Below are 16990 nucleotides of genomic sequence, written 5' to 3'. Positions count from 1 at the left end.
GCACGGCGCCGCTCAGAGATCCCGCAGGCTTTCCGCCGGTTGAATGTGAATCGCACGATACCCTCCTACCGCCGCCACCAGGATGGCGATCAGCAACGCACTGGCGAAGGCCAGCAGAATATGCAGGTTTTCCAGCCGGCAGACGAAGGCGTCGGCGGCCAGGTTGGCGCCCAGGGCGCGGTTGAACACCGTGCTGCCGGCCAGATAGGCCGCATAGCCCAGGCCGAAGGCCAGGCAGGTGAGCAGCGCCGCCTGCACCATCACGTAGACGCCGACCGCGGCGCGGCGAAAGCCAAGCAGGCGCAGCAGGGCCAGGTCCTTGCGCTTGCGGTCGATGTTGGCGAGGAAGGCGCCGGCCAGCGAGGCGATGCAACCGATCGCCGCGGTCCAGGCGATCACCGCGAAGATCAGCCCGAGCACCCGGTCGATGGCCTTCACCGACTCGATCTCGCGCAGCCGGGTGCCGGTCTCGATGCGCTGCCCCTCCAGCCAGGCGGCGACCGGGGCGACCGCGTCCAGAGTGCTGGCGTAGACCCGGGCGCGGGCATAGCGCTCGCGCGGCGGCGCCGTCCGGCCGCTGGCAAAACCGAGCGCGGGCACCGCGAAACCGTCGCGAAAGTCCTCCATGGCCACCAAGAGATCCAGTGGTACCAGCAGCGCCGGGCGCGGGAAGGCCGTCTCCGGCAAGACCCCGGCGACCGTCAGCTCGCGCTGGCCGCGTTCGTTGTTGCCGTCCAGCTTGCGCAGCACCGAGAGGCGGATGCGCTCGCCGGCGCCCACCTCCAGCCGGCGCGCCGCACTGGCGCTGAGCATTACCCGGTCGCCCTCCGGCGGCGCGAGACGATTGCCGAGCAAGGGATCGCCGAGGCCGCTGGGGATGACCTCGGCATCGGCGACAAAATGCTGGCCGTCGCGCGCCAGATCGGCCTGGGTGTTCAGCGAACGGGTCAGCGGCATGACGAAGCCGACCCCCGGCTGCGCGGCCAGCTGCGCGAGCCAGGCGCGGTCCAGGTCGTGGTTGCCGAGCAGGCGGATCTCCAGGTTGCGCGGATCGTCGAGCAGTTCGCCGCGCAGCTGCGAGACCACGCCGTGCTTGAGGCCGAACAGCAGCAGGAGCGGCGCGATCACCGCCACCAGCGAGGCGACGATGCACAGCGACACCTTGCGGTCGTGCCACAGGTCGCGGGTTGCCAGAGCGGCGAGCAGGCCCCAGCCGGGGCGCGCGTCAGGCCGCATCGCGAAACACCGTGCCACCGTTGTTATCGGCGTCCGCCACGCCCACCAGCCGGCGGATCGCGCAGGCGCGCAGCAGTCCCCAGTCGTGGCTGACCAAGAGGGTGGCGATGCGCAGGCGCTGGCTGGTCTCGACGATCAGCTCGAACAGCCGGCGCGCCTGCAGCGGATCCAGCGCGGCGGTGGGCTCGTCGGCCAGCAGCAGGTCCGGCTCGTGGGCGATGGCGCGGACGAAGGAGGCGCGCTGGCGCTCGCCGATCGACAGCTGGGCGGGCTTCTTGTGCAGCAGCAGCTGCAGCCCCAGGCGCTCGATGGCCTCCTCCACCCGCTCGCCCGTGGCCGGCAGGCCGAGCATGCGCCGCGGCAGTTCGATGTTGCGGCGCACGTCGAGAAACGGCAGCAGGCCGCCGCTCTGCGGGACGAAGCCGAGGCGCTGGGCGCGCAGGTCGGCCAGGCGCGCCTGGCGGTCCTCGCGCAGCAGGGCGGCGATGTCCAGCGGCGCGGCGCCCTCCCCGCCGGTCAGCTCGTAGCGGTCGAGGCGCTCGGGGCGCAGGATCAGGCCGATCATTTCCAGGAGGGTGCTCTTGCCGCAGCCGCTGGCGCCGGTGATCGCCGCCACCTCGCCGCGCGTCAGCGACAGGCGCGGCAGGAGGATGCGGTAAGTGCCGCGGTGGATGGCGAGGTTTTCGATGTGGAGCATGGGGGGAGTCATGGTCTGTTCACATGCTCCAAGCAAACGCGACTGGGTTGTCTATGGGGGCTGGCAAAGGGTTTTGGTGCCGGGCCGGGGCGCTTTCCTCGGCTGATGCGACAGGTTTCGCCTTGTACGGCGAGTCACTTTCTCTTTGCTCGTGCAAAGAGAAAGTAACCAAAGAGAAAACACGCCCGGTCATCCGGCCCCAGTCGCTGCGCGGCCGGGGTTCCCTCGCTCCGGCGCCGCTCCGGAGGCCGCCGTACAAGGGGCATCCATGCCCCTTTACGGCTCTCGCCGCATCCATGCGGCTCGCCCCCTCTGCGGCGCCTGCGCTCGGCCTCCTGAACGGGACGGAGGTGTTGCCTGCAGGTACAGGGTCAGTCCTGAAAAAGCTTCTTCGCTCTTCGCTTTGCTTTTCGTTCGCGGAGGTGGGTACAACACCCATTCCCCCTTCATCAGGCCGAGCGGAGTCGGCATGGAAGGGGCCGAGCGGCATGGATGCCGCGAGAGCCGCGAGGGCCATGGATGGCCCTTCGTGGCGTACCCCTGGAATGACGACGGAGGGAGGGAACCCCGGCGCAGCCGGGGCCTGACGATGGGGGTGGCCTTCTTTTTGGTTACTTTTTCTTGGCCAAACAAGAAAAAGTGACTCGCCGTACAAGGCGAAACCTGTAGGCCGGGCCGAGGAAAGCGCCTCGTCCTCACTCCACCGACAAGGCCACCAAAAACCACTCCTCAAGGCAACGCCTCCAACGGCACCGGATACACATGATCCCGCGGATCGCTCCCCTCGGCCAGGGACACCCAGCGGTCGGCGTCGGCGTTGTACTTCTGGTAGTACTTGAGCTTGGTGTTCAGCCGGCGGATGAACTTCTCCTGCTCCAGTCCCTCCATGCCCTTCCAGGTCTCCTCGTCGAGGCTGAGCACTTCGCTGAGGTATGGCAGGCTCTCCAGGTACTCGGCCATCAGGCCCATCTCGGCCAGGGTGGCGGACTTGCCGCCCTTCTGCAGCTGGCTGGGGTCCTTGCCCATGGTCGCGGCCACCGAGCGCAGGCGCTCGAACATCTCGTTGGGCGAGATCAGGCCCTCGTTGGCGGCGTCGGCGATCTTCTTGACCACCTCGGCGAGATCGCTGAGCTGGGCCTTGGTCAGCAGCACGCGGACCTCGGTGGTCGGCACGTTCTGCTTGACGAAGTCACGGTCGCTGATCCAGGCGTGGAACACTGGCGGCGCGCTGGCGCCGGTGACTTCGCCGAGGTAGGCCAGGCGCATGGCGTGGCCGAGCTTGGCGGTGTCTTCCAGCAGGGCGTCGTCGGCCGGCTTGCCGTAGTCGGCGTCGGCGCCGAGGGCGCTGCCGGCGGCCATTTCGCCGCGGTAGGCGGCCTTGACCTGGCCGGTGATGGCGGCGGCCAGGGCGTCGATCTTGCGGCCGAAGCTGTCCACGTCGCCGGCGTTCACCGGGTAGTACAGCGGCTTGTTGAGGATCGGGTTGTTCGACAGGTCGCGGTACTGCGCCTCGGCGGAGGCGTGGTTTTTCGCCCCGCTCGGGGTCTTCAGGTGCAGGCTGTAGATGGCCACGCCGCGGTGCTTGGCCTCCAGGCGCACCTGGGCGGCGTCGAGGCCGGTGGCGGACAGCGGGTCGCTGCCGTCCAGCGCGCCGGCATCGCTGACCAGCACGATGTAGCGGGCACCGAACTGGGTCCAGTCGATGCCGTCCAGAGCCTTCATGACCCCGGCGTAGGCGTCCTCGTCGAAGCGGCTGCTGGACACCGTGGCCGGCTTCAGCGCCGCCATCCTGGCGAGGAAATCCTCGCCGCCCTTCACCTGGGTCGGGTCGACGTACAGCTTGCTGACGTACTCCAGCGCCGGCACTGCCTTGATGTTGGAGCGGTAGGCGACCAGGCCGAACTTGACCTGGTCGAGCAGCTTTTCCTGCTCGATGTGCTGGTAGATCTTCCTGATCGCTTCGCGGGTGCGGTCGATGTACGGGCCCATGGAGATGGTCGAGTCGATGACGAACACCACCGCGGCACTGAAGCCCTTCAGGGTGTTCACCTCGCCGGCCTTGTCCTGGGCGGTCTGCTCGGCGCTCTTCTGCTCGGCAGCGGTCACCGAGGCGACTTCCAGCTCGCGCACCTGGAAGCCCTTCTCGGTCATGATTTCCCGGGCGTTCAGCACCGGCAGCAGGTAGAAGCGCTTGGCCAGGTCGACGGCGTAGTCCGGCTCGCGGGCGACCACGGCGGAATCGCGGCCCTGGCTGGCCAGGTTGGCGCGGATCGGCTTGAGCAGCTTGCCGGGGTCGCCCGCGGCGAACAGCTTGTCGAGGGTCTCGCGCTGGCGGAAGAACAGCAGCGGTTCGCGCCCGGCCGGGTTGGTCAGCGCCAGGGTCATCTGCATCTTCCACTCCACTGCGCAGCCGGCGTCGATCCAGCCGAGGGTCTTGCCGTAGCTGTCCGGGCCCACCTTGAGCCATTCGGCGCCGCCGACCTGCTGCCTCTGGTACACGTAGAAGCGGGTGAAGGCCGGCTGCGGCTGGCCGCCGGCCGCGCCGGGCTGGTCGCCGAGGCGGCAACTCGGGGTGGTCAGCACGCGCTGGTAGAGGCTCTTCTTGCCGGCCTGCAGCAGGGGCTTGTCGTCGGCCGCCAGCACCGGGCCGGCCGCCAGCAGCAGGCCGCCGAGCAGGGCCATCATCGTCATCTTCCTTCCGCACGGATTCATGGTTTCAGGGCCTCCAGGCGCTTCTTGGCGTCGGCGTTGGCGGGATCGTTGGCCAGGGCGATCTCGTACCAGTAGGCGGCGGTCTCGGCATCGGCGGACTGCACGCAGCCGCCGGCCTTGAAGGTCTGCGGGTCGTACTCGCGGGCGTAGGCGAGCGCGATGGCGGCGTCGCCGGCCTGGGCCTTGTGTGCGTAGAGGCGCTGGACCACGCCGCAGCGCCTGGACTGCTTGGCGGCGTCGATCACCTCCAGCACCTGGGTGCTGGACGGATTCGAGCGCAGGCAGGCCTGGATGAATGCCAGGTCGTCGCCGACGCCTTCCAGGGCCGTCTCGCCGCAGGGATTCTCTTCGCCGCCGGCCGCGGCGGCAGGCGCTGGCGTCGGGGCCGGGGCCGGGGCGGCCGCCACGGGCGTTTGCGTCTGCGGGCGCAGCACGAAGTACCAGTAGGCCCCCAGCCCGATGCCGAGCAGCAGCACCAGGCCGAGGGCCAGCGGCAGCCAGCGCACCGGTTTGCGCGGCTTCGGCGCCGGCGCGGCACGGAACTCCTCGTCGCGCTCGGCGAACAGCGGCCGGTCGGCGCGCGGCTTCTCGACCGGCGGCGGCTCGACGAGCAGAGGCTCGGGTTCCGGCTCGGGTTGCGGTTCTGGCGGCGCGACCACCGGCCTGGGCGCCGGCTCTTCCGGCTGCGGATGGCCGACCGCCGGCGAGGACAGCAGGTTGCCGACGATGCGCAGCACACCGCCGTCGCTCTGCCCGGCATCGCGCAATTGCAGCCGGTAGACCATCTTCGGGTCGCGGACCAGAGGATCGACCAGCCAGGGGCCGACGCGGCCGGCTAGCAGCTCGCCGCGCCGCTCCAGACCGTCGATGGCATGCCAGACCGGCAGGCTGTCCCAGCCGCCGCCGGCATCCAGATAGAGGCTGTCCTGGTTGCGCAGCACGCTCAGCTCCAGGCCGTCGGTGCCGCCCGGCCAGCCGCGCACGGTCAGTTCGCCATAGCCGGGTTGGCCGCCGGCGGCGGCCGTCAGTTCGATTCTCAGCATGCGTCAGTCTGCCCGTGCCGATTGGAAGGTGGCGAGGATCCGCCCCAGCGCTTCGTTCTGTTCGAGGGTGATTTCCCGGCCGGCGCTGTGGCCGGCATTTTCCTCGGCGATCCGCGCCAGGGCCACCAGCCAGTCGCCGACGTAGCGCCGGGTGTAGTCCTGGGGTTGCTCCGCCAGGCGCGGCAGCTGACCGTAGGCGACCGGCGGCGCCGGCTGGAACAGCCTGGCGCCGCGCTCGATGCGGCTGTCCGGGCGCTGCTCGAGGGGCTGCTCGAGGAAACCCAGCCAGCCGATGAAGTCGCCGAGCACCGTCTTGGCGGTGAGCACCTGGCGGCCGGCCAGCTGCTCGCGCTTGGTGCCGACCTGCTCGGTGCTGACGATGGCCTGCAGCAGGCGTTGTTCCAGGCCGAGCCGGCTGGCGCCGGTGACCAGCTCGTCGACCAGGGCCTCGACCGCCGGCTTGGCGAAGCCCAGGTAGGTCATCAGCCGCACGTCCTCGGGCAGGTGGCGCAGGTGGCCGATCCATTCGCGCAGCACCGCCTGGGCGAAACGCGCATCGCTGCCGCGCGCCTGCCGTGCCGGCGTCGCCGCGCTGGCGGCCGGCGGCTCGCTGTCGCCGAAGGGGTCGAAGGTGTCGTCGCGGTCCAGGTCGAGGCCGAGGTTGAGTGCCCCCGCCGGCGGCGTAACGCCGAGCAGCCGGGGGCTGCCGGCCGGCGCCGGCGTGTCGTCCTCGTCGCCGGCGCGCAGGTAGAGGGCGCGCAGCAGGTCGTCGGGCAGCTGCATGCGCTGCAGCAGCTCGCCGAGCAGCAGGCGCCGCGGCCACAGGGCGTCGGAGATCTGCCGGGCGATGCGCCGCTTGCGCTCCAGCTCGCCGGCGCCCTCGGCCTGAAACCAGTGGCCGAGGCGGCTTTCCAGCAGGTGCAGGACGGCGTCCAGCTGTTCGCGGATGCGCCCCAGCTTGACCTCGCGCAGGGCGACCTGGCGCAGGTAGCGGCCGATCCGTCCCATGCCGCCGTCGTTCAGCGCCAGCATGGCGTCCCAGGCGTCTTCCGGGGCGTGGATATGGCGGTTGACCGTCTCGTCCTCGCAGAAGGTCCGGCGCATCAGCGCCAGCGGTTCGCGCGCGGCTTCGTGGATCGCCACCTCCTGACCGTCCTCCAGGTCGAGGAAGGTCACCTTCAGGCGCGGCTTGCGCACCAGGAAGCTGTTGTCGAACGGCCGACCGCCGGCCCAGTCCTGCAGCCAGGCGTACTGGCCGAAGCGCTCGAGCATGGTCATCTTCATCATGCCGCCGCTGCCCCAGCCCAGGCGCAGGAGGTCCTCGCCCTTGTCCAGGTCGCTGCCGATGCGCATGTCGAACATGGTGATCGCCCACAGCAGGCCCGGCTTGCGCCGCGCCCGCTCGGCCGGCGTCTCGCCCTGGGTGCGGTCGATCCAGCGGCTCAGCACCGGGCCGACGCTGGTGACGTCGGACTGCTTGTTGGACGGCGTGCAGACGATCAGCACGTTCATTTCCTGGCTGTCGGTGTAGCGCTCGAACAGGTAGGCGACCTTGCCGCGCAGGATGAGCTGCGCCACCGGGTTGCTGTCCTCGCTGTTCACCGCGCGGCGCACCTCGTCCAGCGACTCGACGCCGAGACGGCCGCGGTAGCCGGGGAAGTCGAGCAGGTCGACCTCTTCGAAGAGGGGCTCGCTGGTCGGCTCGACCAGCGGGAAGACCAGCTCGGCGGTGAGCGCCGCCAGCTGCGCCAGGCTCAGCTCGACCTCGCCGCGCAGCATGCCGTCGCGCCAGGGCCGCACGGCGATGCGCTGGTCGCTGTCCTTGCCCAGGCGCTCGAGCATGTCCACATTCATGATGCTGTCGGCCTGCGACAGCCCGCCCTGCGCCGTCGGCCGCACCAGCGCGGTCAGCGGCGCGAAGACCCGCTCGGCATGGCCCAGGCCGGCCAGGGTGCGGGCAAAGGCCAGGTAGGTGTCGCTCAGCTCGGGGATCTCGCCCCAGAAGATCGAGAACAGCCGGGCGCGGTCCTCCAGCGCCAGGTTCGGCGCCAGCTCGACCGCGGTCGGCCAGTAGTAGGCCGCCAGCGCGCCCAGCGAACCCGGGAAGCTGCCCTGCAGGTAGTCCCACAGGTCCACCACGGCGTCGGCGTCGACGCCCGGCACCGGGTACGGCTGGCGGCGCCGCTCCAGGTCGCGGAGCAGCTGGCGGATCGCCGTTTCGTCGAAGCTGTAGCGCACCTTCTCGGTGTTGAAGTCGTTGAAGAAGGAGTTGGCCAGGACCTTGGCCAGCTCGATCTCGGCGAACAGCTTGAGCTCCAGCGGGAATTCCGCCGGTCCCGAGCGGGCGGTGCGGCTGAAGCGCGTCACCAGGCCGGTGGCCTCCTTGCCGCCGCCCGGCGGGTTGACGTGGGTGAGGAAGTCCAGACGGTCGCCGCCCAGGTCGGTTTCCAGCTTGCCGTTGGCGCCGGCCGCCAGGGTGGAGATCAGGTAGGACTTGCCGGCCTGGGACAGGCCGAAGAAGCCCACGGTCATCGGCAGCGCGGAAACCGCGCCGAGGCGCCGCGCGGTATTGCGCACGCGGCGCAGGCTGAGGATCAGGTCGTCCGCCTCGTTGTCCAGACGCGGCGCAAAGTGGCGCACCTCGTCGATCCAGCGGATCGCCTCGCCCGCCCCGCCGTGGACGGCGGACCAGCGCTGGGACAGGCGTTCGGGGGATTGGTCAGGGTAGGTCATCGGTCGGGGTTCCCTGTGGGGCGGGCGAGGCGTTGGTGGTCTGGGGCTTCGGTGCCGAGCCGGGCGCTCTTCCTGCCTGGAGCTGGGGTGTTTTGGGATGCTGGCGGGAAGGTTTGGTGTCAAGCCGGGCGCTTTCCTCGGCTGACGCGACAGGTTTCGCCTTGCACGGCGAGTCACTTTCTCTTTGCGCGCGCAAAGAGAAAGTAACCAAAGAGAAAGCGCGCCCGATCATCCGGCCCCGGCTGCGCCGGGGTTCCCTCCCTCCGGCGCCGCTCCGGGGGCACGTCACGAAGGGACGTCCCTGTCCCTTCGCGACTTGCTCGGCGTCCTGCCTCGCGTCCCCCTCCACGACGCCTGCGTTCGGCCTTCTGAACGGGATTGGGGCGTTGCCTGCAAGCTCGGGATCGATCCTGAAAAAGCCTTTTCGCTCTTTGCTTTTCATTCGCGGAGGTGAGGACTGCACCCATTCCCCCTTCGTCAGGCCGAACGGAATCGCCGCGCAAGGGGTTGAGCCGCAGGGATGCGGCGAAAGGCCCGTGGGCCATGGATGGCCCTTCGGGCCGGCCCCCTGGAGCGGCGATGGAGCGAGGGAACCCGGAGCGAAGCGCAGGGCCTGACGACGGGGGTGGCCTTCTTTTTGGTTACTTTTTCTTGGCCAAGCAAGAAAAAGTGACTCGCCGTGCAAGGCGAAACCTGTCGCGTCAGCCGAGGAAAGTGCCCGGCCCGGCACCATGACCGCCCCCCCAAACACCCCTCTTCCCACACTCATTTCCGAAACACACTCCCACTGTCGAGCCAGTACTGTGACTCGCCCAGCCCGGCATCGGGCAGGGTGTTGAGCTTCAGCCGCACATGCGCCCGACTGACCGCCCCGTTGTCCGACTCCACCCCGAGCAGTTCGAAACGCTCGCTGCCCTCGGCCGGGTTGCGCGACGGCTTGATGCCCAGGCGCACCTTGAGCACCAGTCCCTTGGAGGCCATTTCCTCGCGCAGTTTCGGGTTCTCGATACCGAGGATGTACAGCGGCGCGGCCGACCAGCGCTCGCAGGCCAGTTGGCGGAAGCCCAGGCGCATGGTGCCGCGCATGTCGAAGGGGGTGTCGGGCAGGCGGTAGTCGGGATCGTCCAGGTCGATGTCGCGGTAGTAGACGTTGCTGTCCTTGAGGACGTTGTTGTTGTCGATCAGCCCCAGGTGCCTGAGCGTCGAGTAGGACTTGAAGGCCGCCACGCGGAAGTAGAAGTTCGGCAGGCGCAGGCTGCGGCTCAGCAGGCAGAGCATGGCGCCAACCGCCGCGGTGGTCTTCGGGTCCTCGATGCGGTCGAGCTTGTTGAAGGGGTACCAGCCGCCGGTGCGGTACTGGTTGAGCGACAGGATGCGCCCCGGCGGCAGCGGCAGCAGTTCGCGGAACAGCGCCTGCACGCCGGGCAGGCACGAGGGCCGGCCGGTGAGCAGGAGCACGTCGCAGGGATAGGCGTTGACCACCTCGCAGAGCGCCTGGATGGTCTTGCCGATGCTCATGCGGTCGCCGATGAAGGCTTCGTGGATGCGCCGCAGGCTGACGTCCAGCGGGGTGGCGAGGATGTCGAAGGGCACGGCCTCATTGCCCAGCTGGCGGCGCACGGCGCCGGCGACGTAGTCGAGCACGTCCTCGGTCGGGCGCTCGCCGAGCAGCTCGCCGAAGGTGGCGCTGACCCGGCTGCCCGGCTCCAGCGGGTCGTACTGTTCGTAGGCCTTGAGCAGACGCAGGCCGATGGGACCGAATACCTGCAGGCTCAGTTGCTGGCGCAGCACGGCCTCCTGCACGGCCAAGGGCTCGCTGCCGATCAAGCGCGACAGCAGCGCCTCGGGCACGGCGATGCCGGCGCGAGACAGTGCCTCGCGCAGCGCCGGCAGGACGAACTGGCGGATCACGTCGAGCAGGATGTCGTCGCCGGCGACCTTGAAGCCGTCGCGAAAGCGCTGCTCCGGGCTGATGTAGACGTTGCCGCCGACCCCGTCGTCGAGGCGGTATTCGGTGATCACCAGATCCGTGGTGCCGCCGCCGATGTCGATCGAGGCAATGGTCAGGCGGTCCCGGTGCGGCTGGTCCGGACGCGCCATGGCGGCGAAGAATTCCTCCGAGCGTCCGGCGAAGTTGTTCTGGGTTTCGTTGAACAGGTAGACCACCTGGCCGCAGGTGGCCTCGTCCCACTGCACATGGACCTCGGGGAACCAGGGCCAGGCGCTCTCGCGGCTCTTCGGGTCCTTGAGGTCGACGGAATCGTCCTCGGGATGCCAGCCGAGGCTCTTCCAGACCAGGCCGATGGCCTGCTCCATGCACTTGGCGAAGATCTCGCGCTCGGGCTTGGGCATTGACGGCGGCACGGTGAGGATGATCGAGCGCAGGTGGCGCGGCACCCGCGAGTGGCTCATGCGCAGGCGCTGCGACGGGCTGTTGATTTGCATCAGCGCCTGGCCGAGGACCTCGGAGAGCATGAAGGTCATCAGCGAGCTGCGCGAATAGTGCGGGTGGAACACCGGCATGCGCTCGTCGAAGGGCAGCGTGTAGAGCGCCTGGCCCTTCTCGTTGATCAGCCCGGCGACCGGCGCGGCGGTGGCGTGCGGCTCGCTCTCGGTACGCAGCGCGGCGCAGTTGAAGCGCCAGCCCGGCTCGTAGCCGTCCTCGTCCCACAGGTAGCGCTTGGGACTCGACAGCCCGGTCGAGCCTTCGGTGCCGCGCCGGCGCCCGGCCAGGCGCCCGGCCTCGCGGCCGACGCGGGCGATGGTCGGCCACAGGAAGGCCTCGCGGCGGCCGCTCTGCACCGAGAAGTGGTCCTTGCCAAACATCGCCTGGGCGAACTCGACGCGGCTCTCGAAGGGCTCCGGATAGACCTGCTCGGGGCGGGTCAGGTCGCGCAGCTCCAGTTCGTAGCGCTTGCTCAGGCCGTCGTTCTCCTGCGGATGGTCCTCGATCAGGATGCCGCAGGTGCGCGAGTTGCCGACGTCCAGCACCATGTCCACCGGGATCGCCTTGTGCACGTCGCTGTCGCGGTTGGACACCACCTTGAGTTCCGGCACCGGCAGGTGGCTGCCCAGCAGGTGCAGCAAGTTGAGGTAGTGCGCCTGATGCTGGAGCTGCTCGCACTCGGCCTGGATGTCGTCGGGCTGCATGCGCAGCGGCGGCAGCCGCGCCTGCTCGCTGAACACCTCGCGCAGCCAGCCGTCGATCCAGCCGAGGTCGAGGAACCAGCCCATCTCGTCGGCTCGATGGGCCAGGGCGAAGCTGGCGCCGGCGCGGACGTCCTCGCGGGTCGGCGCCAGGTAGGTGGTGGCCTCGCGGCTGTCGAAGACCTTGGTGTCGAAGGCGAAGGTGATGCGGTGGGTGTTGCCGTCCGGGTCCTCGCCCTCGGCGAGTTCGACGATGCGCACCCGCGACCAGTTGCTCGGGCCGTCGTCGAAACGCCGCGGCGGGCTGCAGCGGAAGAACGGCAGGGGCAGCCAGAGCCCCTTGAGCAGGCGCAGCGAATCCTCGGGCGCCACGCTGAAGGCCGGCGTCACCGCCCTGCCCGGCTCGCCCGGATGATGGAAGCCGTTGCTGCGCGGATCGAACAGCAGCCGGACCAGGGGACCGTCGCTGCGCGGCCGGACGAACTCGCCGGCCGGCTCGCGGCGCAACTCCAGTTTGACGGCGAAATCCAGGAACTGGATGCCGCTGCCCATGATCAGGGTGATCCTGTCTTCGTAATCGGTCTTTTCCGGAAACATGCTGCTCGTGCTCGCCTCAGTTGCCGCCCTGGCGGATCGACATGGGGAATTGCTGGTCGCCGTAGCGGCCGGTGCAGTCGGCCGCGCTGCGCGCATCCGGCTTGCAGGTCACTTCCGGCATGCGGTAGCGGCTGCCGTCGCTGCAGGTCGCCTGTCCCTGGCTGGCGATCGCCAGGTTGCCGCCCTGCATCGAGGCGTTCACCACACCTGAGCATTGCACGCCATCGTCGCGTCGGATACTGACCCGACCCTGGCCGTCCTTGAAGTCGTAGCCGAGCTGCAGCGGCTTGCCGGTCCTGGCGTCCTGGATGCCGGCGCCGGCCTGCCAGTTGCCGTCGAGGAAGCGGGTCGACCCCGTCTTTTGCGCCTCGGGCGGGATGCTCATGGGCTTGGCCACCTCCTGCGCCCTGGCCGAGTCTTCCTGGACGGCCTTCGGCTCGTCGGCCGCCTTTTCCTCATCGAGCTGCGGCGGAACCGGCGGCTCCTGTGCGTCTTCGGGTTTCGGCTCGGGCTCCCCTTCCTCGGCGGGCGGTTGCCGATCCTCCGCCACGGGTTCGTCGGCCGCGGGCTCCTCCGCCGTGGGTTCGCCGGCTTCGGGTTCGCTGCTCAACACTTCCTCGATCGGCACATCCTCGACGGTCGTCTCCTTGCCTGGCACCTGCACGTCCTCCACGGGTCCAGCCTCCACTCCGACGACTCCGGCATTGCCGAGGGTCCTGTCCAGCGCCACGACCTCCTCGCGCAGCCGGACATCCTCCGGAGTCGTTTCCTTGGCCGGCAGGCCGGGCAGATCGACATGGGACAGCTCGAACGGCAGCTCGACACTCGGTGCGCAGGCGCGCATGACGAACAACGCCAGCAGCAGGAGCAGCGGCAGAAGCAGCAGCCACAGCCAGCGCCGCCAGCCGGATCTTGCCGCGACCGCAGGCGCCACGGGCGGCGGCAGCGCGGCGTCCGCCACGGCAGCCGCAGCCGGCCTGGCCGTCTGCAGGCAGGCCAGGGGGTCGGACAGCTGGCCGGCCTGTTGATGGGTGAAGCCCCAGAAGGTGACCACCGGTCTGCCGTTGACCAGATAGACATGGTTGGCATCGGGAAAATGCAGGGCCTTTTCCAGCAGGCGGCCGAAGACCTGCTTCTCGCGGTTCTGCGCATCGTTGCGCATGCTCTCACCGGTGGTGCGCAGCTGCGCCTGCATCGCCTCGAGCCGGGCATGGGCCTGTTGACGCTCTTCCGGGGTCGCCGCCGACCAGGGCACCACATCCCCTTCGAATGGCGCGTACCAGTCGATGCGATCGCCGGTCTCGTTGGACTGCGGGATGGCCAGACAGTCGGCCGCCTCGCGATGCATCTTCAGGCGAATGGCCTCGCGCAACTGCAGCGCCACGCCATGGACTGGCTGACCATCGACGCCGAGCGCCCTGAACTCCCGCAGCGTTCCCGTACGAAGCAATGCACCCGGCATCCTGGTTATCCTTTCTCCCGGCCGGTCGGTAGCAGTCCGGCCTTGCTGAACGATATCGCCCCCCAGACACGGGCAGCGCCCTGAGCCACTGCCCAGGCCACGCCGCGCTCCGCCGGATCGGCCGTCCCCGCGGCAAGCAGTCGGGCAGAGAACGGATGGCCAGGCCGTGGCCGCGTCGGCCAGAAACTGCCAGGGTCCGGAACGCCGCAGGCGGCGCAGCCGCTGTAGACAAGGAGGGCCACCTGGAAAGCGTGCGGCGCGGCTCATTTTCGCCCGGTCGCCGCTTCGGAAGCAAACCCGCCCCGTCCGGTGCGCGCCGGGGCCTGTCGGACAGCGGGGCGCGGCGGAAGTTGCACGGCAAAGACCGGCAGCAGCACCGCCTCAGGTCGTGGGGAGGCCAGTACAGGCATGCTCTGGCGAGCAGCGCCATCGGAGCGAAAGCACACCCGGGCCTCAGGAAAAGATAGGGCCAGGACGCATCCGGCCCGACGGGCCGGAAAAGAAAAAGGGTAGCCAAGGCTACCCTTTTTTCGTCGAGCGAAGCTGCGTCGAAGTCAGTGACGACCGTACTTCTTGCGCAGCTCGTTGATGGTGCGCAGCTGAGCGGCAGCCTCTGCCAGACGGGCGGCGGCGGAACCGTAGTCGAACTCCGCACCCTTCTCGTTGAGGGCCTTCTGGGCAGCCTTGACGGCTTCCTGGGCGGCGACCTCGTCCAGATCCTTGGCGCGGGTCGCGGTATCGGCGAGGACCTTCACCATGCTTGGCTGCACTTCGAGGAAGCCGCCGGAGATGTAGAAGATTTCCTCGTCGCCACCCTGCTTGATCACCCGCACCGGACCGGGCTTGAGATCGGTCAGCAGCGGCATGTGGCCCGGGAGGATACCGACGTCACCCATATTGGCGTGGGCGATGACCATTTCCACCAGACCCGAGAACAGCTCTTCTTCCGCGCTGACGATGTCGCAATGGACTGACATAGCCATATTCATGCCTCGGTTAGCAGGCGGCGCCACCGAGGTGGCGACCGCCTGGTCGAGCGCCCGCTAGCGGGCGCGCCAGGTTACAGTTTCTTGGCCTTCTCGATGGCTTCGTCGATGCCGCCCACCATGTAGAACGCCTGCTCCGGCAGGTGGTCGTAGTCGCCATTGAGGATGCCGGCGAAGCCGCGGATGGTTTCCTTCAGCGGAACGTACTTGCCCGGGGAGCCGGTGAAGACTTCGGCCACGAAGAACGGCTGGGACAGGAAGCGCTGGATCTTACGAGCGCGGGATACCAGCTGCTTGTCGGATTCGGACAGTTCGTCCATGCCGAGGATCGCGATGATGTCCTTCAGCTCCTTGTAGCGCTGCAGCACGTACTGGACGCCGCGGGCGGTGTCGTAGTGCTCCTGGCCGATCACCAGCGGATCCAGCTGGCGGGAGGTGGAGTCCAGCGGATCGACTGCCGGGTAGATACCCAGGGAGGCGATGTCGCGGGACAGTACCACGGTGGCGTCCAGGTGGGCGAAGGTGGTCGCCGGGCTCGGGTCGGTCAGGTCGTCCGCGGGAACGTACACGGCCTGCACGGAGGTGATCGAGCCGGTCTTGGTAGAGGTGATGCGCTCCTGCAGAACGCCCATTTCCTCGGCCAGGGTCGGCTGGTAGCCCACGGCGGACGGCATACGGCCCAGCAGCGCGGACACTTCGGTACCGGCCAGGGTGTAACGGTAGATGTTGTCGACGAACAGCAGAACGTCGCGGCCTTCGTCACGGAACTTCTCGGCCATGGTCAGGCCGGTCAGGGCCACGCGCAGACGGTTGCCCGGCGGCTCGTTCATCTGGCCGTAGACCAGAGCCACCTTGTCCAGAACGTTGGAGTCCTTCATCTCGTGATAGAAGTCGTTACCTTCACGAGTACGCTCACCCACGCCGGCGAACACGGAGTAACCGCTGTGCTCCATGGCGATGTTGCGGATCAGCTCCATCATGTTCACGGTCTTGCCCACGCCGGCGCCGCCGAACAGACCCACTTTACCGCCCTTGGCGAACGGGCATACCAGGTCGATTACCTTGATGCCGGTTTCCAGCAGGTCGTTGCCGCCAGCCTGCTCGGCATAGGACGGAGCAGCGCGGTGGATGGTCCAGCGCTCTTCCTCGCCGATGGGACCCGCTTCGTCGATCGGGTTGCCCAGCACATCCATGATGCGGCCCAGAGTGGCCGTGCCGACCGGCACGGCGATGCCGGCACCGGTGTTGTTCACGTTCAGGCCGCGCTTGAGGCCTTCGGTGGAACCCATGGCGATCGAACGAACGATGCCGTCGCCCAGTTGCTGCTGGACTTCCAGGGTGGTCTGCGCGCCTTCGACTTTCAGCGCGTCATAGACGTTCGGCACCTGATCGCGCGGGAATTCCACGTCGATAACGGCGCCGATGATTTGAACGATACGTCCGCTACTCATTACTTGGTTCCTCTAACCTTATGAACCGTTCTTAAACCGCGGCAGCGCCGCCGACGATTTCCGAAATTTCCTGGGTGATCGCCGCCTGACGGGCCTTGTTGTAGACCAGCTGCAGATCGCTGATCAGCTCGCCGGCGTTGTCGGTCGCGTTCTTCATCGCGATCATCCGCGCCGCCTGCTCGGCCGCGCCGTTCTCCACCACGGCCTGATAGACCTGCGACTCCATGTAGCGAACCAGCAGGGCGTCCAGCAGTTGCTGGGCATTGGGCTCGTACAGATAGTCCCAGGTGCCCTTCTGGACACCTTCGTCGTCGCTTGCGGCCAGCGGCAGCAGCTGCTCGACGACGGGCTTCTGGGTCATGGTGTTGATGAACTTGTTCGACGCCAGGTACAGACGGTCCACACGGCCTTCGTGGAAGGCGTCCAGCATCACCTTGATGCTGCCGATCAGACTGTTGATCGAGGGCTCTTCACCCAGGTTGCCGATCGCCGCGACCACATTGCCGCCGTAGCTGCGGAAGAAACTGGCACCCTTGTTGCCAATCACGCAGAAGTCGGCTTCGACGCCCTTGTCGTGCCACTCCTTCATGCTCTTGATCAGGGCCTTGAACAGGTTGATGTTCAGGCCACCGCACAGACCGCGGTCGGTGGAGACGAGGATGTAACCGACGCGCTTGACCGGGCGCTCGACCATGAACGGATGCTTGTACTCCGGGTTGGCCTTGGCCAGATGGCCGATGACCTGACGGATCCGCTCCGCATAGGGACGGCTGGCAGCCATGCGCATCTGGGCCTTGCGCATCTTGCTGACCGCCACCTTTTCCATGGCGCTGGTGATCTTCTGCGTGCTCTTGATGCTCGCAATCTTGCTGCGAATCTCTTTTGCGCCTGCCATTTGACACCTTTCGGGTTAGCAGGCGGGAGCC

At 68.3% G+C, this 16990-nt stretch carries 10 protein-coding genes; all 10 read right to left on the bottom strand.

Translation table 11 applies throughout. The features are described from left to right. Positions 1-12 precede the first annotated feature (12 nt). Positions 13-1236, bottom strand: coding sequence for an ABC transporter permease (locus tag GCU53_RS12805; protein WP_152387953.1), 1224 nt, complete (start codon positions 1234-1236; stop codon positions 13-15). Further along, complete coding sequence (locus GCU53_RS12800) at positions 1226-1933, bottom strand: ABC transporter ATP-binding protein (protein WP_208845243.1); 708 nt, start codon at positions 1931-1933, stop codon at positions 1226-1228. Before GCU53_RS12800 ends, GCU53_RS12805 begins: the two co-directional genes overlap by 11 nt. Positions 1934-2662: 729 nt before the next feature. Continuing rightward, positions 2663-4624 carry a vWA domain-containing protein gene (locus GCU53_RS12790; protein WP_152387951.1) on the bottom strand — a complete coding sequence of 654 codons (1962 nt, stop codon included), beginning with the start codon at positions 4622-4624 and terminating at the stop codon, positions 2663-2665. A gap of 17 nt (positions 4625-4641) precedes the next feature. Continuing rightward, positions 4642-5688, bottom strand: a complete 1047-nt coding sequence (locus GCU53_RS12785; RefSeq protein WP_152387950.1) for a hypothetical protein — start codon at positions 5686-5688, stop codon at positions 4642-4644. A 3-nt stretch (positions 5689-5691) separates the two neighbouring features. After that, positions 5692-8421: a putative virulence factor gene (locus GCU53_RS12780; protein WP_152387949.1), complete on the bottom strand. Its 2730-nt coding sequence runs from the start codon at positions 8419-8421 to the stop codon at positions 5692-5694. Positions 8422-9186: 765 nt separating this feature from the next. Further along, on the bottom strand, positions 9187-12165 hold the full coding sequence (locus GCU53_RS12765) for a virulence factor SrfB (protein ID WP_152387948.1): 2979 nt from the start codon (positions 12163-12165) through the stop codon (positions 9187-9189). A 16-nt stretch (positions 12166-12181) separates the two neighbouring features. Further along, on the bottom strand, positions 12182-13627 hold the full coding sequence (locus GCU53_RS12760) for an SrfA family protein (protein ID WP_152387947.1): 1446 nt from the start codon (positions 13625-13627) through the stop codon (positions 12182-12184). 554 nt (positions 13628-14181) lie between these two features. Then, a complete protein-coding gene (locus GCU53_RS12755; protein WP_152387946.1) occupies positions 14182-14610 on the bottom strand; it encodes a F0F1 ATP synthase subunit epsilon in 429 nt (142 codons plus the stop codon). Positions 14611-14687: 77 nt separating this feature from the next. Further along, complete coding sequence (atpD, locus tag GCU53_RS12750) at positions 14688-16064, bottom strand: F0F1 ATP synthase subunit beta (RefSeq protein ID WP_152387945.1); 1377 nt, start codon at positions 16062-16064, stop codon at positions 14688-14690. Positions 16065-16095: 31 nt separating this feature from the next. Then, positions 16096-16959 (bottom strand): F0F1 ATP synthase subunit gamma, encoded by an 864-nt coding sequence (atpG, locus tag GCU53_RS12745; protein ID WP_152387944.1) that lies wholly within the window; start codon positions 16957-16959, stop codon positions 16096-16098. Positions 16960-16990 lie beyond the last annotated feature (31 nt).

Source organism: Azotobacter salinestris (assembly GCF_009363155.1).
Lineage (GTDB): Bacteria > Pseudomonadota > Gammaproteobacteria > Pseudomonadales > Pseudomonadaceae > Azotobacter > Azotobacter salinestris.
Note: the sequence above shows the minus strand (reverse complement) of the source record. Positions and strands in the feature narration are given on the sequence as shown.